The sequence below is a fragment of the Mycobacterium aquaticum genome (genome assembly GCF_002086485.1).
In the GTDB taxonomy this organism is placed as follows: domain Bacteria; phylum Actinomycetota; class Actinomycetes; order Mycobacteriales; family Mycobacteriaceae; genus Mycobacterium; species Mycobacterium aquaticum.
In genome coordinates this window covers 1-24,913 of record NZ_MVHF01000073.1, presented here as the reverse complement: position 1 = coordinate 24,913, position 24,913 = coordinate 1, and the positions used below count along the sequence as shown (strand labels likewise).

Annotated in this window: 27 protein-coding genes and 1 pseudogene; 9 read left to right on the top strand and 19 right to left on the bottom strand. The window is 67.6% G+C overall.

The window, feature by feature from the left end; all coding sequences use genetic code 11:
• Positions 1-150: 150 nt before the first annotated feature.
• On the bottom strand, positions 151-1,002 hold the full coding sequence (locus BST13_RS37085) for an LLM class F420-dependent oxidoreductase (RefSeq protein WP_083171040.1): 852 nt from the start codon (positions 1,000-1,002) through the stop codon (positions 151-153).
• Positions 1,003-1,141: 139 nt separating this feature from the next.
• Between BST13_RS37085 and BST13_RS37080 the strand changes: the two genes are divergently transcribed.
• On the top strand, positions 1,142-2,485 hold the full coding sequence (locus tag BST13_RS37080; RefSeq protein WP_083171032.1) for an NAD-dependent succinate-semialdehyde dehydrogenase: 1,344 nt from the start codon (positions 1,142-1,144) through the stop codon (positions 2,483-2,485).
• 26 nt (positions 2,486-2,511) lie between these two features.
• Here the strand turns inward: BST13_RS37080 and BST13_RS37075 are convergent.
• A pseudogene (locus tag BST13_RS37075) lies at positions 2,512-4,144 on the bottom strand (SulP family inorganic anion transporter).
• 91 nt (positions 4,145-4,235) lie between these two features.
• On the opposite strand from BST13_RS37075, the gene BST13_RS37070 reads away from it, so the two are divergent.
• The gene (locus BST13_RS37070) at positions 4,236-5,243 is read left to right on the top strand and encodes a PHP domain-containing protein (RefSeq protein ID WP_083171030.1); all 1,008 of its coding nucleotides are present in this window, start codon (positions 4,236-4,238) and stop codon (positions 5,241-5,243) included.
• On the opposite strand, the gene BST13_RS37065 is transcribed toward BST13_RS37070, so the two are convergent.
• The 3 genes from BST13_RS37065 to BST13_RS37055 all read right to left on the bottom strand — a co-directional run bounded on the left by BST13_RS37065 (position 5,232) and on the right by BST13_RS37055 (position 7,506).
• A complete protein-coding gene (locus BST13_RS37065; RefSeq protein ID WP_083171028.1) occupies positions 5,232-5,522 on the bottom strand; it encodes a YiaA/YiaB family inner membrane protein in 291 nt (96 codons plus the stop codon). The two genes, BST13_RS37070 and BST13_RS37065, sit on opposite strands and share 12 nt — an antisense overlap.
• A gap of 107 nt (positions 5,523-5,629) precedes the next feature.
• Positions 5,630-6,838 (bottom strand): DNA polymerase IV, encoded by a 1,209-nt coding sequence (gene dinB / locus BST13_RS37060; RefSeq protein ID WP_083171026.1) that lies wholly within the window; start codon positions 6,836-6,838, stop codon positions 5,630-5,632.
• 26 nt (positions 6,839-6,864) lie between these two features.
• Positions 6,865-7,506, bottom strand: coding sequence for a TetR/AcrR family transcriptional regulator (locus BST13_RS37055; protein ID WP_083171038.1), 642 nt, complete (start codon positions 7,504-7,506; stop codon positions 6,865-6,867).
• A 75-nt stretch (positions 7,507-7,581) separates the two neighbouring features.
• On the opposite strand from BST13_RS37055, the gene BST13_RS37050 reads away from it, so the two are divergent.
• A complete protein-coding gene (locus BST13_RS37050) occupies positions 7,582-9,051 on the top strand; it encodes a flavin-containing monooxygenase (protein WP_083171024.1) in 1,470 nt (489 codons plus the stop codon).
• A 69-nt stretch (positions 9,052-9,120) separates the two neighbouring features.
• On the opposite strand, the gene rraA is transcribed toward BST13_RS37050, so the two are convergent.
• From rraA to BST13_RS37010, 8 genes are all read right to left on the bottom strand, one after another.
• Positions 9,121-9,600, bottom strand: coding sequence for a ribonuclease E activity regulator RraA (rraA, locus tag BST13_RS37045; RefSeq protein ID WP_083171022.1), 480 nt, complete (start codon positions 9,598-9,600; stop codon positions 9,121-9,123).
• Positions 9,597-10,364: a MerR family transcriptional regulator gene (locus tag BST13_RS37040; protein ID WP_083171020.1), complete on the bottom strand. Its 768-nt coding sequence runs from the start codon at positions 10,362-10,364 to the stop codon at positions 9,597-9,599. The genes rraA and BST13_RS37040 overlap by 4 nt, the downstream gene beginning before the upstream one ends.
• Positions 10,365-10,412: 48 nt before the next feature.
• On the bottom strand, positions 10,413-10,928 hold the full coding sequence (locus BST13_RS37035) for a hypothetical protein (RefSeq protein WP_083171019.1): 516 nt from the start codon (positions 10,926-10,928) through the stop codon (positions 10,413-10,415).
• A 90-nt stretch (positions 10,929-11,018) separates the two neighbouring features.
• Entirely contained in the window at positions 11,019-11,927 is a 909-nt protein-coding gene (locus tag BST13_RS37030) for a copper resistance D family protein (RefSeq protein ID WP_095533871.1), read from the bottom strand.
• Positions 11,928-11,935: 8 nt separating this feature from the next.
• Positions 11,936-12,442, bottom strand: coding sequence for a copper resistance CopC family protein (locus tag BST13_RS37025; RefSeq protein ID WP_083171015.1), 507 nt, complete (start codon positions 12,440-12,442; stop codon positions 11,936-11,938).
• Positions 12,439-13,134, bottom strand: a complete 696-nt coding sequence (locus BST13_RS37020; RefSeq protein WP_083171013.1) for a YcnI family copper-binding membrane protein — start codon at positions 13,132-13,134, stop codon at positions 12,439-12,441. The genes BST13_RS37025 and BST13_RS37020 overlap by 4 nt, the downstream gene beginning before the upstream one ends.
• 38 nt (positions 13,135-13,172) lie before the next feature.
• Positions 13,173-13,706 (bottom strand): hypothetical protein, encoded by a 534-nt coding sequence (locus BST13_RS37015; RefSeq protein ID WP_083171011.1) that lies wholly within the window; start codon positions 13,704-13,706, stop codon positions 13,173-13,175.
• 8 nt (positions 13,707-13,714) lie between these two features.
• A complete protein-coding gene (locus BST13_RS37010) occupies positions 13,715-14,371 on the bottom strand; it encodes a DUF6474 family protein (protein ID WP_083171009.1) in 657 nt (218 codons plus the stop codon).
• 211 nt (positions 14,372-14,582) lie between these two features.
• Here BST13_RS37010 and BST13_RS40075 point away from each other — a divergent pair, with 211 nt between their 5' ends.
• The 3 genes from BST13_RS40075 to BST13_RS36990 are packed head-to-tail and all read left to right on the top strand — an operon-like array spanning position 14,583 to position 17,467.
• A complete protein-coding gene (locus tag BST13_RS40075) occupies positions 14,583-15,833 on the top strand; it encodes a hypothetical protein (RefSeq protein WP_245839955.1) in 1,251 nt (416 codons plus the stop codon).
• Between the two features lie 27 nt (positions 15,834-15,860).
• Positions 15,861-16,352, top strand: a complete 492-nt coding sequence (locus BST13_RS36995) for an ImmA/IrrE family metallo-endopeptidase (RefSeq protein ID WP_029371863.1) — start codon at positions 15,861-15,863, stop codon at positions 16,350-16,352.
• Positions 16,349-17,467, top strand: coding sequence for a hypothetical protein (locus BST13_RS36990; protein ID WP_083171005.1), 1,119 nt, complete (start codon positions 16,349-16,351; stop codon positions 17,465-17,467). Before BST13_RS36995 ends, BST13_RS36990 begins: the two co-directional genes overlap by 4 nt.
• Before the next feature lie 103 nt (positions 17,468-17,570).
• Here the strand turns inward: BST13_RS36990 and BST13_RS36985 are convergent, their stop codons facing one another.
• The 4 genes from BST13_RS36985 to BST13_RS39400 form a co-directional block, all read right to left on the bottom strand.
• Positions 17,571-17,969 carry a helix-turn-helix transcriptional regulator gene (locus tag BST13_RS36985; protein WP_064943462.1) on the bottom strand — a complete coding sequence of 133 codons (399 nt, stop codon included), beginning with the start codon at positions 17,967-17,969 and terminating at the stop codon, positions 17,571-17,573.
• 700 nt (positions 17,970-18,669) lie between these two features.
• A complete protein-coding gene (locus BST13_RS36980; RefSeq protein ID WP_083171003.1) occupies positions 18,670-19,203 on the bottom strand; it encodes a peptidase in 534 nt (177 codons plus the stop codon).
• A gap of 183 nt (positions 19,204-19,386) precedes the next feature.
• Positions 19,387-20,010 carry a superoxide dismutase gene (locus tag BST13_RS36975; protein WP_083171001.1) on the bottom strand — a complete coding sequence of 208 codons (624 nt, stop codon included), beginning with the start codon at positions 20,008-20,010 and terminating at the stop codon, positions 19,387-19,389.
• A 127-nt stretch (positions 20,011-20,137) separates the two neighbouring features.
• Entirely contained in the window at positions 20,138-20,296 is a 159-nt protein-coding gene (locus BST13_RS39400) for a hypothetical protein (protein WP_095533870.1), read from the bottom strand.
• Positions 20,297-20,845: 549 nt separating this feature from the next.
• On the opposite strand from BST13_RS39400, the gene BST13_RS36965 reads away from it, so the two are divergent.
• From BST13_RS36965 to BST13_RS36955, 3 genes are read left to right on the top strand one after another with little or no spacing between them, the layout of a single operon-like run.
• Entirely contained in the window at positions 20,846-21,187 is a 342-nt protein-coding gene (locus BST13_RS36965; protein ID WP_083171036.1) for a rhodanese-like domain-containing protein, read from the top strand.
• Between the two features lie 34 nt (positions 21,188-21,221).
• On the top strand, positions 21,222-22,361 hold the full coding sequence (locus BST13_RS36960; RefSeq protein WP_083170997.1) for a DUF4328 domain-containing protein: 1,140 nt from the start codon (positions 21,222-21,224) through the stop codon (positions 22,359-22,361).
• Positions 22,358-23,218, top strand: coding sequence for a glycerophosphodiester phosphodiesterase (locus BST13_RS36955; RefSeq protein ID WP_083170995.1), 861 nt, complete (start codon positions 22,358-22,360; stop codon positions 23,216-23,218). The genes BST13_RS36960 and BST13_RS36955 overlap by 4 nt, the downstream gene beginning before the upstream one ends.
• Here BST13_RS36955 and BST13_RS36950 read toward each other — a convergent pair.
• Positions 23,215-23,763 carry a ferritin gene (locus tag BST13_RS36950; protein ID WP_083170993.1) on the bottom strand — a complete coding sequence of 183 codons (549 nt, stop codon included), beginning with the start codon at positions 23,761-23,763 and terminating at the stop codon, positions 23,215-23,217. The genes BST13_RS36955 and BST13_RS36950 overlap by 4 nt on opposite strands.
• A 133-nt stretch (positions 23,764-23,896) precedes the next feature.
• Positions 23,897-24,913: LCP family protein (locus BST13_RS36945; RefSeq protein ID WP_245839953.1), on the bottom strand; the 1,017-nt coding region annotated here is incomplete at its 5' end.

Sequence of the window (24,913 nt, the reverse complement as noted above, 5' to 3'; positions counted from 1 at the left end):
CCCCGGGGGGCCATTTTGCTGCTTACAACGGGGCGGGGCCTCCCTTTTAAACCGGGGGGGGGGGGGCGGCGCCCACAAAACCCCCCCCAAAACCCCGCGCCCCCCCCCGCGCCCCGCGGGGGGCGGGCGCCGTGGTCGTTGGGTGGGGCGCTACGCGGTGAGCTGACCCGAATCCCGGATCGCCTCGGCGAGCGGCTCGAGCACCGAGCTGTCGAGCGGTGGCGGCAGGTAGACGATCGCCAGATCCAGTCCCTCGGCGCCCAGTGCGGCCGCCTCGTCGACCACCTTGGCGTAGTCGCGGTCTTCGCCCAACCGCACGTGCGCCGACAGCGTGATCTCTTTCGGATCGCGGCCGAGGTCGGCGCAGTGCGACGCCAACACGTCGCGCTTGCGGGCGAACTCCTCCGGCGGACCGCCGACGAAGTTCCAGTGGTCGGCGTACTTCGCGGTGATCCGCAACGTGCGCTTCTCGCCGCTGCCACCGATGCAGATCGGCGGGTGCGGCTGCTGCGGACCCTTCGGCTCGTTGCGAGCATCCTTGAGTTGGTAATAGGAGCCGTCGAACGTCGTCGTCTCTTGCGTGAGCAGGCCGGTGAGCACCTCACAGGCTTCCTCGAACCGGTCGAAGCGCTCCTTGATACTGCCCAGTTCGATGCCGTATGCGCCGGACTCCTCCTCGTTCCAGCCTGCGCCGATACCGAGTTCGAGACGTCCGTTGGAAATGATGTCGAGCGCGGCGGCCATGTTGGCCAGCACCGCGGGGTGGCGGTAGTGGATACCGGTGACGAGCACACCGACGCGCAACCGTTCGGTCGCCTGCGCCAACGCCGTCAGCGTGGTCCAGCCCTCCAGGCACGGACCGGTGGAGTCGGAGAAGATCGGATAGAAGTGATCGAAGGTCCAGCCGGACTCGAAGACGTCGATCGCATCGGCCGCGCGCCAGACGGTGAGCATGTCGGCCCAAGTTGTGTTCTGCGGGGAAGTTTTGAAGGCGAATCGCACGCCCATGCCAACTTTGGCTCCGCGCAGATTCATTCCCCCGGAAACCTGTGAATTGATTGCGCATCTCGCCGCCAAGCCCACGCCCCGCTGGGTAGTGTCGCGGGTGCGTTAAATGCGCCCAACAACCGGGAGTGAGAACATGAGCGAGTATGCAGTCACCAACCCGGCGACCTCCGAGGTCGTCGCCACCTATCCGACTGCAACCCAAGCCGAGATCGAAGCCGCGATCGACGCGGCAGCCAAGACCGCTCGCAGCTGGTCGCGGACCAGCACGGTAGCCGAGCGGGCGGCCCTTCTCGGGAAGGTCGCCAAGCTGCACGAGGAGCGTCGCGAACAACTGGCGACGGTGATCAACCGCGAGATGGGCAAGCCCATGGACCAGTCCTTGGGCGAGGTCGACTTCTGCGCCGCGATCTACCAGTACTACGCCGACAACGCCGAGAAGTTCCTCGCCGACGAGGAGATCACGCTGCTGGACGGCGAAGGCAGCGCGGTGGTCAAGCGGGGGCCCGTCGGAGTGCTGCTCGGCATCATGCCGTGGAACTACCCGTACTACCAGGTGGCGCGGTTCGCCGGCCCAAACCTGGTGGTGGGCAACACCATTCTGCTCAAGCATGCACCGCAGTGCCCCGAGTCGGCCGAGCTGCTGCAGCTGATCTTCCTCGAGGCCGGTTTCCCGCAGGGCGCCTACGTCGACATCCGGGCCACCAATGAGCAGGTCGCCGAGATCATCGCCGACCCGCGGGTGGCAGCGGTGTCGCTGACGGGCTCCGAGCGCGCGGGCGCCGCGGTCGCCGAGATCGCCGGGCGCCACCTGAAGAAGTGCGTCCTGGAACTCGGCGGCTCCGACCCGTTCGTGGTGCTCTCGACCGACGATCTCGACGCGACGGTCGAAGCCGCGGTGGCCGGCCGGATGGAGAACACCGGGCAGGCCTGCAACGCGGCCAAGCGGTTCATCGTCGCCGAGGACATCTACGACGACTTCCTGACGAAGTTCACCGAGAAGATCCTCGCCGCGGCCGACGGCGTCGCGCCGCTGTCGTCGCTGCGTGCGGCAGAGACCTTGGAGCAGCAGGTGAAAACCGCGGTCGCGGGTGGTGCGAAGCTGACGTCGGCCGGCGAGCGCAATGGCGCGTTCTTCCCGCCGGGTGTGCTCACCGGGGTCACCGAGGACAACCCGATCTACGGTCAGGAGCTGTTCGGCCCGGTGGCCGTCGTGTACAAGGTCGGCTCGGAGGACGAGGCGGTGGCCGTCGCCAACGACACCCCGTTCGGGCTGGGCTCCTACGTCTTCACCACCGATGCGGAGCAGGCCAAGCGCGTTGCCGATCGGATCGATGCCGGCATGGTGTTCGTCAACGCCGTCGGTGCCGAAGGTGTCGAGCTGCCGTTCGGTGGCATCAAGCGGTCCGGCTACGGGCGCGAGCTCGGCAAGTACGGCATCGACGAGTTCGTCAACAAGAAGCTGATCCGCACCGTCTAGCGCACGGATCTGCCTGCGGGAACTGCTCAGTGCGGGCGATGGGCGACATGCGTACGCGCATGGTCGATCGCGTCGTCGAGCGAATCGAGCAAGTGGTTCTCGTGTCGGAGCGACTCGAACACGCCGACGTTGGCGAGCAACTCGGCGTGTTCGGGCCGGACTCCCTTGATGATCACCGTGACACCGCGGGCCTCCAACTCGGTGGCGATCTCCGCGAGCGTGTGCGCGCCGGTGGCGTCGAGCATGCCCAGTTGCGACATCCGGATGATGACGACGGATGTGCGCGGGTGGTCGCCGTCGACGATCGCCTGCGAAATGCGCTCGGCCGCACCGAAGAACATCGCACCGTCGAGGCGTAGCAGCGCGATCTCGTCGTCGCCGGGCTGGGCGGGGCCGGGCAGCTCCTCGCGAACCACGCTGCTGCGCCGGGCGATCGACCGCAACGCGAAGAACGCCGCCACCACGATCCCGATCTCGACGGCCTCGATCAGATCGAAGCACACCGTCACCACGGCCGTCAGCACGAAGGTCAGGGCATCGGATCGGGTGGAGCGCAGGATCTTTCGCACCGTGGCAGCAGAGATCATCCGGAAACACGTCACCATCAGCACCCCGGCGAGTGCGGCGAGCGGAATGGTCGACACCGGCCCGGTCGCCAGGTAGACCACGCCGAGCAGGACCAGCGAGTGCACGATCGCCGCGACGCGTGTCCTGGCCCCGGACCGTACGTTGACCGCCGTGCGGGCGATCGCACCCGTCGCGGGCATACCGCCGAACACCCCGGAGGCCACTGACGCCAGGCCCTGGCCCACCAGCTCCCGGTCGGGGTCATAGGGCCCGGTCGGACATGGTTGCCGCGACCCGGGCCGAGAGCAGCGATTCGATGGCCGCCAGAGCGGCGATGGCCAGTGCGGCACCGAGCAGGGTGCGCATCGCCCCGAGATCGGCGTGCGGCAGCACCGGCGCGGGCAGATGCGACGGCAATTCTCCGATGGCCGCGACCGGGATGTGCAGCGCGCTCACCAGCAGGGTGGCGACGATCACCGCGGTCAGCGATTCGGGAATAGCCCGGTGCAACCGGGGGAGCGTGACCATCAGGAGCGCCACGACGGCTACCACGCCAAGGGTTTTCGCTGCTGCCGCCCAGTCGGCGTGGATTACGACCGTGATCGCCGCGGGCAGCGTGCGCTCACCGGCCGGGGGATGCTGCGCGAACGCTGCAGGGACCTGTTGCAGAAAGATGATCGTGGCGATGCCGAGGGTGAATCCCTCGATCACCGGCCACGGGATGAACGTCACGGCCCGCCCCAGCCCGGTGATGCCGGCAGTCAGCACCAGTAGGCCCGCCACCACCGTGACCAAGGCGATGCTGCCCAGCCCGTGCTGGGCGACGATCGGCGCGAGGACCACCGCCATCGCTCCCGTCGGCCCGGAGACCTGCACGTGCGAGCCGCCGAACACGGCCGCGACCAGCCCGGCGACAACCGCCGTGATCAGGCCCGCCGCAGCCCCGACGCCGGAGCTGATCCCGAACGCCAACGCCAGCGGCAGCGCGACGACACCGACCGTGACGCCGGCGAGGATGTCGCGACGCCAGGAGCGCGGCAGGTCGGCGTAATCGTCGCGATGGGGAAGCAGCCGGCTGAAGCGATGAGGCACGATACGACCTGATGACTTGATGGATTGAAGAAAATCGCAATTGAGAATAGTCGGGTGTCCGGACGCGGTGCAAACGGGCACACTGGAGCCCATGGATCCGGTGACGGCACTACGCCAGATCGCGTACTACAAGGACCGGGCCCGTGAAGACCCGCGCCGGGTGATGGCCTACCGCAAGGCCGCCGACGTCGTCGAGGCGCTGAGCGACCAGCAGCGGCAACGGCTCGGCGCGTCCAACGGTTGGCAGTCGCTGCCGGGCGTCGGACCCAAGACCGCCACGGTGATCGCCCAGGCGTGGGCCGGCCGCGAGCCCGATGTCCTGGTCGAATTGCGTTCGACAGCAGCCGATCTCGGCGGGGGCGACATCCGGGCCGCGCTGCGCGGTGACCTGCACGTGCACTCCAACTGGTCGGACGGCTCCGCGCCGATCGAGGAGATGATGCTGGCCGCAAGAGAATTGGGCCATGAATACTGTGCGCTGACCGACCACTCACCGCGGCTGAAGGTCGCCAACGGTCTCTCGCCCGAACGCCTGCGAAAACAGCTCGACGTGATCGATGAACTCCGCGACACCGTCGCACCCATGCGGATCCTCGCCGGCATAGAGGTCGACATTCTCGAAGACGGCTCCCTTGACCAGGAACCCGAGCTGCTGGAGCGGCTCGACGTGGTGGTGGCCAGCGTGCACTCCAAGCTCGCGATGGACGCCGCGGCGATGACGCGCCGGATGCTCAAGGCCGTGTCGAATCCGCACACCGACGTGCTCGGACACTGCACCGGGCGCCTGGTCACCGGCGGCCGCGGCACCCGGCCGGAGTCGAAGTTCGACGCCGAAAAAGTGTTCACCGCATGCCGCGACCACGGTACGGCCGTCGAGATCAACTCCCGGCCCGAGCGCCGCGACCCGCCGACCCGGCTGCTCAAGCAGGCGCTGGAGATCGGTTGCCTGTTCAGCATCGACACCGATTCGCACGCTCCCGGGCAGCTCGAGTTTCTCGGCTACGGCGCGCAGAGAGCACTCGACGCCGAGGTCCCGGTGGAGCGCATCGTCAACACCTGGCCCGCCGACGACCTGCTGGAGTGGACCTCAAGAGGTTGAGCTGAACGGATTATGTTCGGCGAGTAGCTTTTCCAGCCGCGCCTCGTCGAGCCGCACCCGGATGGTGGCGGCCTCCTGCTGGTCGCGGACCACCTTAGCCAGCGTGAAGGCACTGGTGACGAGAAACAGCACCGACATCGCCAGGAACAGCCGCTGCCAGGTATCCAGTGGCAGGAAATAGATTCCGCCGAGCACACCGAGGAAACTCACGCCGAAGGCAATCGCGGCCTGGATGAAGAAGGCTGCGGTGATCTTAGACAAGTCGTTGATTGCGTTCATGATTCGCAGCTTGCCGCAGCATGCCTGGCCCGCGGATCCGTGAGACTACTCAGGTTTCGTACACGCACCGCGTGGATCTGATCCTCGGAGAAAGCGGAGGATTCTTTTTAATCGGGCAGCATAGGCATCTCCAACCCGGGATCGCGGCCGACCAGCACACCGCGCGTGAGCAGTGCGGTACCGAAACGCTCCCGGATCTGGTCGACGGCTGAATCGACGGCGCTCAGATCCGGAACACTCTCGAACGGCAGCTCCAACTGCTGGCTGCCGTCGCGGTCGATGTTGGACACCGCGAACCCGATCAGGGTCAAGCCCCGCTGCGCGATCAGCGGCGCTGCGCCGTCGACCAACGCGCGCGCCGCACCGAGGACGTCCTCGGTGGACGCGGTCGCCCGCGGCAAGGTGTGTGACCGGGTCGCGCGACCGAAGTCGTCGAACCGCAGCCGCAGCACCACCGTGCGGCCTGTCCGTCCGGAGGCGCGCATGCGCCGGGTGATGCGGTCGACGAGGTTGATCACCACGGCATCGACCTCGGCTGCCGACATGCTGTTGCCCCGACGCCCCAGCGCTCGCTGGGCCCCGACCGAATGCCGGTGCACCCCCGTGGTGACCCGGCGCCGATCGATATTGCGGGACAACGCGAACAGCTGGCGCCCCATGGCGCCGCCTACCATCGCCGAGAGTGCGGATTCGGGCAATTCGGCGACATCGGCCACCGTCTCGATGCCGTGTGCGTGCAGCTTCTCCGCTGTCTTGGCTCCGACACCCCACAGCCGACGGACCGGAAGCGGGTGCAGGAACGCCAGTTCACGGTCCGGCGGGACGAGCAGCAGCCCGTCGGGCTTGCCTTCCTGGCTGGCCACCTTGGCCAGGAACTTGGTGCGGGCGATGCCGACGGTGATCGGCAGACCGACCCGGTCGCGGACCTGCTCCCGCAGTCGCCCGGCGATCTGCACCGGCGTGCCCGACACCCGGCCCAGCCCGGAGACGTCGAGAAACGCCTCGTCCACCGACAGTGGTTCGACGATGGGCGTGGTGTCACGGAAGACCTCGAAGACATCCCTGCTGGCCTGCGTGTACGCCGACATCCGCGGGGGCACGACGATGGCCCGCGGGCACAGCGCACGGGCCTGATGTCCACCCATCGCGGTCCGCACGCCGAAGGCCTTCGCCTCGTAGCTCGCCGCCAACACGACCCCTCCGCCGACGATCACCGGCTTCCCGCGCAGCGCAGGGTCGTCCCGTTGTTCCACCGACGCGTAGAACGAGTCGAGGTCGGCATGGAGGATGGCCGCCTGCGGATCGGACACGAACATATGTTCGCATGCGGGGGCGACAAGTTTTAGGCTGCGGTCCCGTAGATGCTGTTCAGCCAGATGTGGGCCAATGTGTCGACCACCCGCTCGTCGGCGATGCCCGGCTCTTCACCGGCGAGTGCGGCCATCATGGTGCGCTCGTTCATCAGGTTCAGCGAGGTGGCGAGATCCATCGCCGGAATGGTGTCCGGGGCGGCGCCACGCTGGCGTTCGGCGCCGATCAGCGCAGCGGTCAGATTGATCCACTTCTGCATCAACCCCGCCCAGAACTCGCGGAACTCGGGGATGGTGCCGACCGCTTCGGCGCCGGCCTTCGCGGTGGCGGGGTGCGACCCGAACGAGCTGAAGAAGATCTCGATGCCACGGCGGATGGCCCGCTTGGGATCGGCGGGCATGTCTTCCAACGCGCCGTCGAAGCCGGTGTCGGCGCGCTTGATGAGCGGATCGAGCAGCGACAGGAGGACGGCTTCCTTGGATGAGAAGTAGAAGTAGAAGGTGGGGCGCGAGATGCCGGCGCCCTTGGCGAGATCGTCGACCGAGACGTCGGCGAATTTCTTGGTCTCCAGCAGCCGCGATGCCGTCGCCAGAATCGCCGCTTCACGATCGTCGCCCGACGGTCTCGTCGCACGGCGGCCGCGTGGTGCGCGGGTCTGGGCGGTGGTCACGATGAGGAGTTTAACAGTGCGTCGAGATTTTCGACAGACTGTTGACCGACTCAACGCTCTGTTGATACCGTCGGTCCCATGAACGAACACTTCGACGTCGTGATCGTCGGCGCCGGAATCTCCGGCATCAGCACGGCCTGGCACCTGCAGGACCGTTGCCCAGACAAGAGCTACGTGATCCTGGAGCGCCGCGAGAACATCGGTGGCACCTGGGACCTGTTCAAGTACCCCGGCATCCGCTCCGACTCCGACATGTTCACCCTCGGCTTCCGGTTCAAGCCGTGGGAGTCGGCGAAGTCGATCGCCGACGGTCGGTCGATCTGGAACTACATCAACGAGGCCGCCGTCGAGAACGGCATCGACAAGCACATCCGCACCGGCCACCGCGTGCTTTCGGTGGACTGGTCGGACGCCGAGAACCGCTGGACCGTCAACGTCGAGACGGGCGGCGAGACCAAGCAGATCACCGCATCCTTCCTGTCGGTGTGCAGTGGCTACTACAACTACGACGAGGGCTACTCGCCCGAGTTCCCGGGCGCGGACGACTTCAAGGGTCAGATCATCCACCCGCAGCACTGGCCGGAGAACCTCGACTACGCCGGCAAGAACATCGTCGTGATCGGTTCCGGCGCAACGGCTGTCACGCTGATCCCGTCATTGGTCGACGGCGGTGCCGGCCACGTCACCATGCTGCAGCGGTCGCCCACCTACATCGGCGCCCTGCCGCTGGTCGATCCGGTGGCGGCGAAGACCAACAAGTACCTGCCGAAGAACCTGGCCCACTTCGTCAACCGCTGGAAGCAGATCGGTTACAGCACCGGCCAGTACCAGCTCGCGCGGAAGTTCCCGGCCGCGTTCAAGAAGGCGCTGCGCCAGATGGCCGAGCGCCGGCTGCCCGAGGGCTTCGACTACGACAAGCACTTCAGCCCGCGCTACAACCCGTGGGACGAGCGAGTCTGCTTGGCGCCCAACGGCGATCTGTTCAAAGCGATCCGCTCGGGCAAGGCGGGCGTCGTCACCGACACCATCGAGACCTTCACCGAGAACGGCATCAAGCTCACCTCCGGTGAGGAGCTCCAGGCCGACATCATCGTCACTGCAACGGGTCTGAACATGCAGCTGTTCGGTGGCGCGGTGGCCTACCGCAACGGCGAGCCGATCGACCTGCCCAAGTGCATGACCTACAAGGGCCTGATGCTCTCCGGCGTGCCGAACATGGCGATCACGTTCGGTTACACCAACGCGTCGTGGACGCTGAAGGCGGACCTGGTGTCCGAGTTCATCTGCCGCTTGCTGAACTACATGGACGCCAACGGGTTTGACCGCGTCGAGGCGCAGCACCCCGGCGACAGCGTCGACGAGCTGCCGTTCATGGACTTCACCCCCGGGTACTTCCGGCGGGCCATGGACAGCCTGCCCAAGTCGGGATCGCAGGCGCCGTGGAAGCTCAAGCAGAACTACTTCTTCGACATGCGCACCATCCGGTACGGGAAGGTCGACGAGCAGTCGCTGCACTTCACCAAGCACCGCGTGGCAGTGCCGGCCTAGTTTCCCGACGAGCAGACACGGAATCGCACGAATCGAGCTCGGAAAGTGCGACTCTGTGTCTGCTCGCGGTTACGGGGTGACCACGACGATGCCGTCGTCGTCGGCATAGGCGATGTCGCCGGGCACGAAGGTCACACCACCGAAGCTCACCTCGACGTCGCGCTCGCCCTCGCCGGTCTTGGTGCCCTTGCGGGGGTTGGTGCCCAGGGCCTTGATCCCGACGTCGATGGTGCGCAGCGTCGCCGCGTCACGCACCGCGCCGTGCACGATCACCCCGGACCAGCCGTTGTCGTGCGCCAGCCCGGCGATGATGTCGCCGACCAGCGCGGTGTGCAGGGAGCCCGCCCCGTCGACCACCAGCACCCCGCCGTCGCCCGGCGTGGACAGGATCGACTTGAGCAGGGCGTTGTCCTGGAAGCAGCGCACCGTGGTGATCCGGCCGGCGAACATCGTCCTGGCCCCGTAGTTCTGCAACTGCAGATCGCAGCTACGGACATCGGGGTAGATCTCGTCGACCAGATCGGCGGTGGCGCGGGGCTGGATGATCACGCCATGATGCTAGCGATCACCACATCGTGGACGAACTGGGCCAAGCCAGGCTCTACATCGTCGTAGTAGGCCGTGAATCGGGCGTCGGCCAGATACATTTCGACCAGGCAGCGGTGCAGCTCGCCGCCGCACTCGTAGAAACGTTCGATCGATGCGCGATGCCGTGCGGCAAGCGCATCAGCTTCCGGCGTACCCGGGGCGACTCCGGAGCGCTTGGCTGCGGCGAGGTCATGCAACAAGGCGTCACTCTCGGCCTTGATCTCGATCCAGTCTTGCTTGGTCAGCTGTGCCGCTCGCCGTTGGGACTGCTTCCACGCGTCGGTGTCGCCCCAGCGTTCCTCGGCCTCGGTGGCGTACTCGTCACCGAACTTGGTGGTGCCGAAGATCTCCACCTGCTCCTCGGCGGTCAATTGGATCCCGCTGCGATGTGCGTTCATGAGTTCCTCCACTGCCTTGATGGTCTGCTCCAGCTGTTCGGCCTGCTCGCACAGCAACGCATGCTGGCGTCGCAGGTGGGCGAGCACGTCGGCCTCGGCATCGTCGAGCAGCACGCGGATGTCCTCGAGGGCCAGACCGGCCGCGCGGTACACCAGCACCATGTGCAGTCGCTCGATGTCGGCATCGAGATAGCCGCGGTAACCGGCGGCGGTCCGCACGCTCGGCACCACCAGACCGATGTGGTCGTAGTGGTGCAGCGTCCGTACCGAGACCCCCGTGAGGGTGGCTACGGCGCCGACGGTCCTGGCGTCGGTGTTGGCGTCCACGAACCCAACTATCGACCCTGACGTCGGGGGAGGGTCAAGCGAGAAAACTCACCGGGTGCCGGAACGGCGCCTGGTGAGGAACGCCACAAGCACCGCCAACACGCCGACCACGATCGCTGCCACCAGCGGCATCCGCGACGGGCTGGGCTCGACGGGCAACGTCGGGTTGGCAGCTGCGGCTACCGCTGATTTCGCTTGCGCTGCAGTCTCTTTGGCGGCCGAGGCGAGATCTGCCGACGGCGCGGGTGGGGGCGGGGCCGCCTTCTTGGCAGGGGCCTTCTTCGCGGGTTCGGCCGGGTCGGCGGCCTTCGCGGGCGCTTTCTTGGCCGGTGCTTTCTTGGCCGGTGCTTTCTTGGCGGGAGCCTTCTTCGCAGGGGCCTTCGCGGCGGCCTTCGCCGGTGCCTTCTTGGCCGACGTCTTCTTCGCGGGGGCCTTCTTGGCCGGAGCCTTCTTCGCAGGCGGGGTCACAGCACCAGGATCGGCAGCCGCGTCTGACGGGCCAGCCGCGGGAGATCCGGAACCAGCGTCCGGCTTGTCCTCGGAGGGATCCTGCTGCTCTGCCATCGGGCTGCTCCTTTGCAGTGTCTGTGCTCCGCGCCGACGCGGGGGCGGGGTGGCCGGCAGTCGTCCCCATCATGCCAGGCGGCCCGGAGGTCACCCTGCCACGGCCAACGCCGCGGCAAACGTGATGGTGACGGTCATGACGGCCAGCTCGATCAGCGAGCGGGACCGAGACAGGCTCGCGCTGGCCCGATGCGACCGCGCCGCAGGCAGCCACCCGGCCCTGTTCCGCCAGGCCAGCGCCAGCAGACCGGCCGTCAGCACGACCTTGGCCGACAGCAGCCGGCCGTAGCCGGTCGTCCACAGTTCCGCGAGCGTGTCCAGCCGGATGACCGCGCCGAGCACACCGAAGATCAACAGCGCCGCCACGCAGATCAGCGACAGCTGGGAGAACCTGGGCAGTACCCGAGCCCACTGTCCGCGGTGCGTCACCGTGAGCACCAGCGCGGCCAGCGTGCCGCACCACAGCGCCGCGGCCAGCGCATGTGCGGCCACCGCGAGCCCGCCGACCGGGCTCTCGGCGAGATGCCCGGACAACGTTCGCGCCACCAGACCCGCCGCGGCGATCCCGGTCGACGCGGCCACGGCCGCCGCGGTCCGCGGCACCACGAGCGTGACAATGCCCAGGGCCAGTGCCGCGACGAGCCCGGCCACGCTGGACCGGCCCGCGGTCGTCGAAAAAGCGAACTCGGCGCTGGTCTGCACGCCGAGGTGCAGCACGCTGACATCGGCCGCGCGGGCCGTTTCGACCATCAGCCGCACCAACTCGGTCATCAGCCACACTGCACTGGCCCACACCAACGGTCCGGTCGCAGACCGGACCAGTTCTGCGCGGTGGCGCACCACGTCGAGCATCGGCACCACGGCCAATCCCACCGCGACCACGGCGGCAGTGTCCGCCGAGGCGCGCGCCAACGCGCCTCCCAACGGGCTCTGCGGATACCCCAGTGCCCAGGCGGTGGCCGCCGACGCCGCGACGATGAGCACGCCGCCGGCCACCATCCTGCGCGTCACGCCCGCCGGCGTAGCACCCACCAAGCTCCGCCGCCCACGATGACCGCGGCCGCCACGACGAACGGCCACACCGGCAGACTGCCGTCGGAGCCGCTCGCCGAGCCGACAGGCGGTCCCGGTGTTCCCGAACCCGCGACGGTCAGGTCGAACGACCACGATCCGGACACCACGTGCCCGTCGGCGGACGTGACCCGGTAATTCACCGTGTAGGTGCCGGCCGGGCCGAGTGGCCGCACATCGATCCCGATGACCGCGCCCTGCACCTGGGCCTCGCCGGTCGACCACAGGTTGCCGTCGGGCCCGACGACCGTCATGTCGGCGAATGTCCGCTGCAGTGCCTCGTTGAACGTGGCGCTGACCCGCTGCGGTGACGCGGTCAGCGCCGCATGGTCGGCCGGGTCCGTGGCGATCCTGGTCGCATGTGCCGACGCGGTACCCGCGGCAGCCAACGACAATGCGGCCAGGGCGAATCCGGTCAGGACGGCCGCGAGCACCCGCCTCATGACCGGCGCCGCGCCGCCAGTGCTGCCACCACCGCGACGGCGGCGACCGTCAGTGCCCCGCCGGCCAGCCAGCGTGCCGTGTTGTCGGCGGAGGCCGCCGCGGGTGCGGGCGCGGCGGCGGGCTGCGACGATGCCGTCGCGCTCGGGGCGGCGCCGTGGTCCTCGTCGTGGTCGTCGCCGGCGGGGGCGCCAGAGAGCTTCAGTTCGGGTGCCGGGTATTCGGGCTCACCGCCACCGGGCAGCGGGGCCTGATCCCAGTGCACCACCTTGCCGTCCGAATAGGTCTGGGTGGCAGGGAAACTCACCGTCGGCGTGGTGGGCAGCTTGACCGAGATGCGGAACAGCGCGAACTGATCCGGCGAGATGCCGACGCCCGGCGCCGCGGTCCAGGTGACCGAACGGACGGTGCCTGCCGCGGTGTCCCGGTCGAGCCGGGACGTCCAGCCCGGCATCACCTCGGCGCGCGCCGACGCGACGTTGGGCAGGGCGACGCTCAATTGTGTTGTGAGAGCGCCGGTATCGGATTCTCCAGGTACCTGGAAGGTCACCAACGATGTGCTGCCGGGAGTGGGATTGTCGGCATCGGCGTGCACGTGGGCGGATGCCGGGGCCGCGGTCAGCAGGCCGGTCGCAAGGGTCGCCGCAGCGGCGGCGGGCAGGGCGCGCCAACGCGCCCCGTAAGGGGATTTCATTGTGAATCAGTGTCTTTCGTGGATGTCGGGATGGGGGGTCAGCGAAGGACGTTGACCGGCGGACCCCGATGGGACACCGATGTGGCCAACAGCCGCGCGGACTGCAACGGCTGATCGGCGCTGTGCGCGACGGCGTGTGCGGTCGCCGCCGGTAGCGCAGACACGCGGCGCGTCACTGCCCGCAGGACCCGGGACAGCGCAGCGCAGAACCGGGTTCCGCCGGCGATGAGGAGGGCCCCCACCGTGACGGCCACCAGGTGCGCCGCGAGCATCAGGGCCCCGGGCTGCAGCGGATGCGACCCGTGGGTGTGACCGTCGATCGCGAGTAGGGCGTGCGCGAGCACCTGGCCTGCGCCGAGCAGACCGACGAGCACCCAGGCCCGGTTCGCGGCACGCACGGTCGAGGCCACCGTGCCGAGCGTGGCCGCCAGCAGTGCCAGTTGCGCCGTGACAGCGCCGGCAGGCCATCCGCCGCCCGCGGCTCCGTGCGCGGCCACCGACAGCACGCCGGTGAGCACCCCGACGGACGTACCGCGCAGCCGGGCCGCGGGATCGGTACGGGCGTCGGTCATCGCACGGGTCAGACCAGACCGAGCCGGGCCAGCAGGTCGGCGTCGATGCCGTCGAGCTGCGCGGCGATGGCCGCATGAGCGCCCCGGCGGCGCGCGGTCGGCATGTGCTCGGCGGCGGCCACCGCGGCACTCAGATCACTGAGTCGATCGGTGATGGCCGCGACGAACTGCTTGGTCTCGGCGTCCTTCGGAGCCTTGTCGGCGACCTGGCGCAGGGACTGTTCGGCACCGGCGATGCGGGCCGACAGCTGGGCGCCATGACCGGAGAACTGTCCGAGCTGGCTCAGCGGCACACCGAGCTGATCGGCCCGGCGTTCGTCGATGGCGCCGCGAGCAGCCATGGCGCCGCGGTAGACCAGGGGCACCAGAACCGGTGCCAGCAAACGCGTGACCGTCAGTAGCCGACGAATCCGAGTAGGGGAGAGAAGCTTGCCCTCGCGGGCCGCCTGCAGCTGGGTCTCGGCCACCTTGAGCGCATTGCGGTCACTGTCGCGCTGAGCCTTGAGCTGCGCTTTGAGTGCCTTGTTCTCGGCCTTGCGGTCACCTTTGATGCGCCGGGCCTCGTTCTTTGCGGTGAGCCGGGCTTCCAGCTTGGCCTTGGCCTTGATCGCGCGGGCTTCGGCGCGGCGGGTTGCTCGGCTTTTGCGTGGCGTGAACAGGCCCATTCCGGCTGCCTCCGGGTCATCTCGTCGAGTATTGGCGGTCACCGCTGCACTACTGCTGCCCCACAGTATCGTCCAGCGGATTTGCTCTGCTGTCACGCCCCGGGAACCGGTGGGGGAATCATCACAGCTAGCAAACCGGCTAGCCGAGCTGTGCGACAATTATCACTGCTTTATAAACTCGTCGGGCGATGCGCGAAAGGGTGGTGACACAGTGCGTTCGCGGATGCGCGTCGCCGCCTCGACCGTCATGGTGACTTCCGGCCTGTTCATCGCCGGTCTCGGCGGTGCATTGGCGTTTGCCGATCCGAACCACGGCGGGAGCGATTCCGGTGGTGGATCGGGCAATTCCGGCGCCTCTGGGGGCGGCCAGAACCAGGGCGGCAACGCGCAGGGAAACGACAACGGTGGCAAGCCGGGTGGGCCCAGCGGCGGGTCCCGCGGCGACGACAACAGCCAGGGCGGGAGCGACTCCGGCGGCAACACCAAGCCGGCCACCGGTGCCACGAACACCGACAAGCCCACCAAGACCGGTAGCCCGACCAAGACCCGCGGGCCCGTGGGGACCGTAAAACCGGTGGACACCGGCAAACCCTCCGGCACGAGTGATCCGACTGGTTCGTCGGGGACCCAAGACCCGAGTTCCGGTGAGGGTTCCCCGACGAAGACCCCGCCGACCGACACGGAGACTTCGAAGACGACGGAAACGTCGAAGACCACGGAAACGTCGAAGACGACGGAAACCTCGGTGTCGACGACCGCGAGTACGACGTCACCGACCACGACTCAGACGACGACGTCACCCACCACGACCGCCACGACGACGTCCGCCACCACCACCTCGAGGACCACGTCGTCTACGACGTCGGAGACCACCACAACAGAGACCACCACGTCGAGCTCGGTAGGCGGCAGTATCCCGTCGATCGCCAGTGGCGGCGGTGGCGGTGGTGGCAGCGGCGGGCTGCCGCAGGCGTTCAACCGACCCGTGCCGCCGGAGATGCAGCTGCCGCCACAAGAGTTGTCCGCGGCCGCTGTGGCCGAGCCGGTGGCGGCGCCGCCGCCCGGTCTGGCGGCCGCTGCAGCAGTGCCGGTCCTGATCCCGATCGTGGTGCCGCCGCTCGTCGTTCCCCCCGTCGTCGCGCCGCTCGGCGCCCCGGGCGGTGGCGACGGGTCCGGCGCGCCCTCGGATCGGCACCCGTCGGCCCAGCCCACGCTCAAGCAGGTGCAACCATCGGTGCAGACCCCGCAGGCCGCAGGCCATGACCACGCAGCGGTCCCCGCGACCTACCGCGTGGGCTACGCCGACTATCTGCGGACGGCGGGGACGACGGAGCTGGCTGCGCTGGCTGTGCCGGGCACGGTCGGGATCATGGCGCTGACGGGGGCAGGGGGCATCGTGGGCTATCGGCAGGCCAGAGCCGGGCACACGGTGCGGACCAACGTCGCACGATTCGTCGACTGATGAGGTGAACGGTCGAAAGGGGGAGGTATGTCAGCCAGTCGCACCGTCACACGCGCTGTCAACGCGGTGCTCGATCTCGCGCCGCGGCGCGGTGAAGTGACATTGACCCGCCTGGTCGCGGCGGTCAGCGAGGATCGGGGCAGACCGATCGAGCTGACGATGGAAGAGCTTCCGCCGGGGGTGTGCGGTCAGTGGCGGCAGTACAGCGACCGGGATGTGTTCCTGATCCAGCAGGGGCTTCCGACCTGGGACAGGACCCTGGCCCACGAGCTGGGCCACCTGGTACTCGGACACGAGGGCATATCGATCGTCGAAGCCGCCGAGGAATCGGTCGAGCTGGCCAGTTCCGATCTGATCGCCTACATGCTCAACCAGCGGACCGGATGCATGGGCCCCAACGGTGAGGACATCGAGCAGGAGGCCGAGGACTTCGCGGCGCTTCTGCTCTATCGGCTGGGCCGGCTGCCGTCCGACCGGTCGTCGATCGTGCAGGTTCGCCTCGGAGAGGCGTTTGGTTGATCATCTGGGTGATCGCCGGCTTGCTCGGCATGGCTACTGGGCTGCGCATCGGATGGGCCTTGGTCAACAAACAATCACTGGTGAGCGCTGCGATGATCGTCGCGCTCGGCAGCCTCGGCGCCGTGGCGGCGCTTAACTGGCAGCCGCTGGCACTGCTCATCGACACCCTCGTACGGCTACCCAACATTGCCGTGGCGCTCAGTCAGGTCGCGCTGATCGCTTGCGCCGCAGGCAGTTGCGTCATGATCACCACCGCGGCGTCGGACCACTCACCGGCAATCACCCGCCGCCTTGCCATGGCGCAATACGGTGTGGCGGCGGTCGTCGCAGTGGTCAGCCTGGTGCTGTTCTTCCGGTCGCCCCGGCAACCCGAGATGGCGCCGGAGGAATACCTCAAACGGGACCTCGTCAGCAGCGCCACCACCTGGCTGTTGCCGTTGCTGTACGTACTACTGGCGCTCACGCTCGTGGTCTGGGCCGGCCTGCGGTACTCGAACCGAAGCCGCCGTGGCCGGGCCCTCTTCGTGTTCAGCCTGGGCATCGCGTTGATCGTCGCAGCCAGCGCGTTCTTCCTCCTGCGTGCGGTCGGGCACACACAACTGGTCGGCGTCGGGTCGGCCGCCACCCTGCTGGGCTGCGCCATGGTGGTCGTTGCTGCCGGCTCACTGCTGCCGAGCGTCGAGGACTGGTTCGGTGCCCGGCAGGAACTGCGGGTCATCGGTCCGCTGCTCACCGAACTCGGTCGCAGGCATCCCGACGTCGGTATCGGCGTGCGGCCGCGGGGCCCGCTGGTGTTCCGGGTGGCCGAGCGCATGTCGCTGATATCGGACTCGCTGTACCTGGAGGCGACTGCCGCAGCACACGAGCGCGAGGCCGTCGGGCCGCAGGGAAAAGCCGGCGGCGGCGACCGCTCGTCCGACCCCGATGCGGTGACGCCTGACGAGCAGGCGCGAGCGGTGGCGCAGTGGATCTACCAGACCCGCGACAGCGATGCCGGTGCGGCGTCGGCCTTTCCCGGGCTGACCTGGCTGCGTCAACCGGAGTCATACTCCGACCGCGAGTGGATTCTGGCGATCGCGCGCGAATACCGCGACCTGCAGCGGTCCGGTCGCTGAACGCGATCAGAGGGGTCTGAACCACAAAAAACCCAGACAAGCCCCGGCAGCGCCGGAGCTTGTCTGGGTGCTGTCTGTAGAGGACCGGCCGGGGGCCGACGGCTCAGTCGTCGAGGCGCTCGAGGCGGCGCAGCTCGTCGGCCTTCTGGACGAGGTCCTGCTGAGCCTCCGCCGAGAGCCCGACGGTACGGGCGGCGATACGGCGAACCCCTTCGTCGCGCATGCTCGCGAGCCAGGTCAGTTCCTTGTCGAGCTTCTCGTAGTACTCGTCGTCGGTGAAGTACGCCGGCTTGATGCGGAAGAAGTTGGCAAGGGCGGCCATGGTGGCCACCGACGGGTTGGTGCGGTTGCCCGACCGGAGCTGCGAGAGGTACGGAGCCGACATGGTGACGCCTTCGGACTTCAGCGCAGCAATCACCTCGGCCGACGTGTGGGGTCCGCGCCCTGGGGGATAAACCGTGTCGAACAGCCGGTTGAGACGGGCGGCGAACGTCTTGCTCATCGAATTGACCTCCACATGCATCTTGAGCGGTAACGAATAGGCGGCGTATTTGCTGACCATCGTAGCGAGAACTGTGTCAACTACCAAGTGCAAACCGCGTAAAAGTTAACCCAGCTTACCGTTTTTACCACCTTGGCCACGCAAACCGGGGTCTTCGCCACGGGTGAACAGCGGGATTGCACCGCATGACAAGGCAAATAGTGACGGTTGCGTTGTATTGCCGGGGGTGAGCTGCTGGCACGGCTCCGTACAGGAGCCTCCCAGTTTCCTGTGGGCAACTAGGGCCTCCGTGTAAACCACGTAAACACGCATTTGCTGGAATGAGGGCGCCAACCACTGTATGGCCGCGCGACGGTGCTGGTGGGCAGCACGCGGTGCACGCGGCCGGCGACGCTCTCGAGAGCCTCTCGGGGAGGCCTCATTCGATAGCCACGAGAGGCTCAGGTGGATTCCGGCGACGATTCGGGTGGCGCTGGCATCCAGTCGAAGCGCTGGGCGACCCGCGTTGCTGAACCGGACGGCCGAGGGGTGGCATCGCGGTCGGTCGGCGGGCGACCCGGCGATTGAGGGCTACTCTCTTCGCTGACGTCAATACCCTAGCGTTGGAATGCGTGGTTCGCTAGACCTGCTATCGATATTGGGCCGTCGGGTTCTGCCCAACTGAGAACCACCCTTCCGATTTCTGGGACGGGTGTCCCGATCATGCGGCGAGCAGCATCGCCAGGATCGCGGTGTCCGGATGGCTGATCGGGTCGACGCCGACGCGGCTCACCATTGACGTGACGGTGCCGTCGGCCTCGGCCTCGACCCATGCGGCCCGATGATCGAGTCCCAGATATGGCAGCCCGGGCAGCAGCACGCAGCCGGAGGCGGCACCTGTGCACTCGGGCAGCGACGGCGTGGTCTCCGAAGGGGGATGCAGCATCAGCAGTGCCGGCGGCTGATGCTCGGCGAAATAGCCTGGCGGCAGCGCAGACTCGCCCACTACGGGGCCCTCTGCGATCACCAGCCCGACCGTGCCGGGCTGAGGTTGCTCGGGAAGTTCCTCGCGGACCCCGAAAATCGTTGTGGTGGAGAGTAATCCGGGCACCGACGCGATCCGCACAGTGACGATGAGCAGCTGTGCCCACTCCTTGGTGGTGTCAGGCCAACGGCCGGACACCACGAAACCCTTGAGTGACCCACCGGAATGAAACGGGGCGATCTCGATCGCCCGAGAAGATCCCGAATCCATTTCGCCTCCAGGACATAGGAGTTGGGCGCCGGCACCTTTCCGTTCGCTACTCGATCATTTCAGCATGCGACAGGTGCGTGGGTCGTGCAAGCGGAAACGGAGCAGGTCAGGTCTCAATACGAGAACGGGGCGTCGCGCAAACTGCGCGACGCCCCGTTCTAGGGCAGATCGGTTGCGACCGGATCAGCCGAAGATGAGACCGTTCGACTTCGAGGTCGCGGCGGCGTACCGGTTCTGGACGTCCTCCCAGTTGACGACGTTCCAGAACGCCTTCACATAGTCGGCCTTGACGTTCTTGTACTGCAGGTAGAAGGCGTGCTCCCACATGTCCACCTGCAGCAGCGGGATGATGCCGAGCGGCACGTTGGCCTGCTGGTCGTACAGCTGGAAGGTCAGCAGCCGGTCGCCGAGGCTGTCGTAGCCCAGCACCGCCCAGCCGGAGCCCTGCAGGCCGTTGGCCGCCGCGGTGAACTGAGCCTGGAACTTGTCGAACGATCCGAACTGGTCGTCGATGGCCGCAGCCAGGTCGCCGGTCGGCTTGTCGCCACCGTTCGGCGACAGGTTCTTCCACCAGATCGAATGGTTGACGTGGCCGCCGAGGTGGAAGGCCAGGTTCTTCTCGTTGAGGAAGATGGCGGCGTGATCGCCGTTGGCGCGGGCTTCCTCAAGCTTGGCCACGGCGTCGTTGACACCCTTGACGTAGGCCGCGTGATGTTTGCTGTGGTGAAGCTCGTTGATCTGTCCGGAGATGTGCGGCTCGAGCGCGCCGTAGTCGTAATCCAGGTCGGGCAGAGTGTATTCAGCCACGTGATTCCTTCCTCAGGTTGATCGATCAAGTAAGGCTTCCACAAGATCGCCGTCCACCTTGCTTCATCACAAGGTTCATCGCAACGACGTGTGGTGCCCCCCACACCTATACCTGATGCCTCGGAAGTCAGATCCAGACGATGACTGCCAGGATGCCGAGCAGGATCAACGCGATGGCACCGGCGCGAACGAACGCCACCAGCTGATTGCGCGTATGCAGATAGCCGGATGTATGCCACTCGGAATGCGGCACGGCCCCCCCGGGCCCCATCGGATGTGACGCCATCAGACGCTCCTGACCTGCACGATCAATGTTTGCCCCCAGTGAGTTCTGTCACAACATCTGGTGTGACGCCGATCATAGACCCTGGAGCTGCCAGGCAAAAATCGACCGATGGCGACGGCAAATCCGGGCCATGGTCCGGTTCGTGAGGTATGCCAGGTCAACCCGCGGAACGCGGGAATGCAGGCCCTGGGCCGCGGGGATCGTCGGCGCGGACGCGACGACGGCCGCCGGCCGATGAATCAGGCTGATTCCAACCGCCCCGCGGGAGCCCGGCCCGGGCACCGGGCGCGCGCCACCTCAGGACGAGCCTGCGGCGCAACGGATCATTCGCTCGAACGCCGGGGGACTGTTGATCGACAGCCACACGAACACAGGGTTATCCACATTGTTGATCAGCATGTGCACAGCTAAACCAGGTTGTTCGGGCCCGGCGCAGATGCCGGCCTGTGGATAGACCTGTGGAAACTGTGGATAGTTTCGGATTGCTGAACCGGCGGTCAGCCCGGGTGCCAGGTGCACCGCGCGAATCCGCGTGCAAGCATGGACGGCATGGACGACGTTGAGGTCGCGCAGGCCGATATCGCCGCTGTTCCGACGGTGTTCGGCGACGCGGTGGTGCTGCTCGATGTGCGCGAGGACGACGAGTGGCAGCGTGGCCACGCAGAGGGAGCCCAACACATCCCCATGGGTGATGTGCCCGCGCGGATGGCCGAGATCGATCCTGATGCCGAGCTTTTCGTGGTGTGCCACGCCGGTGGGCGGTCGCTGCGCGTCGCCAACTATCTCGCGCGCAACGGATACACACCGACCAACGTCGACGGCGGAATGCTGGCCTGGGTGGGCGCGGGCCGACCCGTGATCACCGACGACGGCAGCCCCGGCAGCGTGTGAGCGACCGCTGCGCAACCGTCGCTAGGCTGGACCGATGATCCAGGTGTGTTCGCAGTGCGGAACGCGCTGGAACGTGCGTGACCGGCAACGATCGTGGTGCCCGCGGTGCGGTGGCACGCTGCTCGCGCCGTCCGCGCCGCAGTGGTCGCCTCAGCAGGGCGGCCAGGCACTGCCGCCGCCCCCGCCTGCAGCTGCGCCGCCGCAGTCGCCTGCACGACCGTCGCACCAGCCCGCGCCGCCGTCCACAGGACGCCCGCCGCAGGCTGGCACGCCGCGATTGGCGCCCGGCTACCGCTGGGTCGCGCTGCGCCCGGGCGCCCCGCCGCGCCGCCGGATCCGGCGTGGCCCGCTGGGGCCGACCCCGCGCTATCCGGTCATCCCGCGATGGGGACTGCAGCAGCATTTCGACGTCCCCACCGAGGAACGCGGCCGCGAACACGAAGGGCCTCCGCCGGCAACGGTGCGCACCATGCTCGTCGTGACGATGGTGGCGCTCGGCGTCGCGGCGTTCGCCCATGTGCTGCGGTACGGGCTCATGCTGATCAACCGCAGTGTGCTGCTGCATCCGTTGATCGCCGACGCGGCCGTGGCGTTCGGTGTGGTGGCCAGCCTGGTGGCGCTCGTGATCCTCGGCGTCACCGTCGTGATCATGGTCAGATGGCTCATTGCCCGGCGGGCGGCGGCCTACGCCCAGCAGGGGCAGAGCGACCCACGCTCCGCCGCGGAGATATGGCTGATGTCGCTGATCCCCGGGACCAATGTGTTGTTCGCGCCGGTGTACGTGCTCGAGCTGGCGACTCTGGAGGGCCGCCTGACCCAGCTCAGGCGGCCCATTGTGGTGTGGTGGATCGTCTGGGTGCTCAGCGCCGTCGTCGCGCTGTGGTCGATCGTCGGAACCGTCGTCGTCACGTTCTTTGCCAACAGCACGCAGCACCTCGCCGACAACAACGTCACCGTCGCCATCGGATATCTCCTGGCGCTGGCCGCCGTATTGCTGGCCTGGCGGGTGTACCTCGGCTTCGAAGGCGCGCCGGCCGAACACCGCAGCCACCGCTGGGTCGTGGTCGGGACGGAATCGGGCCGTTCGGCGCAGCCCGCCGGCTCCGAGGACGAACCCGAATCGGCGGTTCCGGTTGAGACCCAAGGGCAGAACCCGGCAGCATTAGCGGTATGAACGCGGGCGAAGCCGCTGCCGAAGAGTCAGCGACACCGGGTCCATCTCATCCGTTCGTGGTGGCGCATCGCGGGGCATCCGCGGACCGGCCCGAACACACCATCGCCGCCTATGATCTGGCGTTGCGTGAGGGGGCCGACGGGGTCGAATGCGATGTCCGGCTCACCCGCGACGGGCATCTGGTGTGTGTGCACGACCGGCGGGTCGACCGCACGTCGACGGGCACCGGGCTGGTCAGCGAGATGACGCTGGCGGAGCTACGCGACCTCGACTATGGATCGTGGCATGCCAGCAGGGACGCCGACGGTGGTCAGGGCGACACCGGGCTGCTGACCCTGGATGCGCTGGTCTCGATGGTGCTCGACTGGAACCGGCCGGTGAAGCTGTTCATCGAGACCAAACACCCGGTGCGCTACGGAGCATTGGTCGAGAACAAGGTGCTGGCGCTCCTGCACCGCTACGGCATCGCCTCACCGGCGTCGGCGGATCTGTCGCGGGCGGTGGTGATGTCGTTCTCCGCGGCCGCGGTGTGGCGGATCCGGCGGGCGGCACCGATGCTGCCGACGGTGTTGCTGGGGGAGACCTCGCGCTATCTGGGCGGAAGTGCCGCGACGACGGTCGGCGCCACGGCTGTCGGGCCGTCCATCACGACGCTGCGGGAGCATCCCGAACTGGTCGACCGGGCAGCTGCGCAGGGCCGCGCGCTGTACTGCTGGACCGTCGACCACTACGAGGACGTGAACTTCTGCCGGGACATCGGGGTGGCCTGGGTGGCCACCAACCATCCCGGCCGCACCAAAGATTGGCTGCAGAACGGCCTGACCGGTGCGGGCGGGACTGGCGGGACGAACTCTTAGAGGTTGCCCCCGGCGGCCTTCGGGGCCGACGGGTCCGCGCCTGCCGCGGCGGCGAGCTCGCGTGCGACGAAGTCCTCCAGGTGGAACAGGTTGTCGCCGGCGCGCTCGGCGATGCGGACCAGCGTCGACATCGACGCCACCTCTTCCACCTGCTCCTTGAGGAACCACTGCATGAACTGCTCGCCCAGGTAGTCGCCCTCTTCGCGGGCCACGCTGGCCAGTCGGCTGATCTGCTCGGTGACGGTGCGCTCCTGTTTGAGTGAGAGCAGCAGCGCATCGCGGGGCTCGTCGAACTGGTTGCACACCGCGTCGATGCCGGGGATCTCGACCTCGATGTCCCGGTCGAGCAGGTACTGCACCAGCATCATGGCGTGATTGCGCTCTTCGAGCGACTGGTTGTAGAAGTGCTTGGCGAGCTGCGGAAGATCGGCGCCATCGAAATACACGGCGATCGCAATGTATTGCTGAGAAGCCGTGAATTCGTTTCGAATTTGATCCTGCACAAGGGCGTGGAATTTCGTGTCGATTGCGCCGGTAGCCGTCATGGCAGCGAGGATATAGCAGGTCAGACGGCATTGTCAGCGAAGGTCATCCTCATTGAGGTCAGCATTGCCTAACCCGTGTGACGACGCTTACATACCTTGGTTCGAATTTGCTGTTCGACGATTTTAGCTTTGGCTAACCTTTTGGTTCGTTGACGTTGAGAGTGTCGGCGGGCGGTGGCGAGTCGGCTGCCAATGCGTCGAACAACCGGCTCGCGGCGTCGTGGTCCCATACCACCACCGACCCGGAGTCGCCCGCGCTGAAATCGCCGATGGGCACTGTGGTGGTGACCGGATCTCCGTGCAGTGCCCAGCCGAGCCGGGCCAGATCCCATACGTGGGCGTCCTGGTCGACCGTGACCGTCTTGGCGGCCGCCTGCGCCATCGGCGCCCACCGCAGAGGATTGAGCAGCACACCAGGGCTGGTCGCGCGGTGCAGCAGGGCCGACATGAACTGTCGCTGATGGACCATGCGGTCGAGGTCTGCGCGGGGCGTGGCGCGGGAGCGGACGAAACCCAGCGCGTTGCGCCCGTCGAGCTGCTGGCAGCCCGCGGGCAGGTCGATGCCGGCCAGCGGGTCGCTGATCGGCTCGGCGGGGCACACGGTGACGCCCCCGACCGCGTCGACCAGGTCGGCGAACCCGCCGAAGCCGATCTCGGCGTAGTGGTCCAGATGCAGCCCGGTCGCCGACTCGACGGTCTGAGCCAGCAGCGGCGCGCCACCCAGCGAGAACGCGGCGTTGATCTTGTCCTTGCCGTTGTCGGGTATCGGCACATACGAGTCGCGGGGAATGCTGACCATGGTCGGCGGTGTGCTCGACCCGAAAGCCGGGATGTGCACCAGCAGGATGGTGTCGGTACGGCCGTTGCCGATGTCGCCTCCGGTGGCGAGCGCGGCCTGCTGTTCGGGCGTGAGGTCCTGGCGGCTGTCGGAGCCCACCAGCAGCCAGTTGGTGCCGCGGCCCGGGGCCGGACGGTCGGGGTAGGCGGTGAACGCCGTGATGCGGTGCAGTGACGTGTCGATCCACACGCCGCACCCGGCCACGGCCAGGATTCCGACCAGCAGCAGCGCCAGCAGGATCTTGCCCCAGTGCCGTTTGCGGCGGCGTTTGGGTGCGGCGGGCGGCGGTGGTGGTGCCCCAGTGGGCGGCGA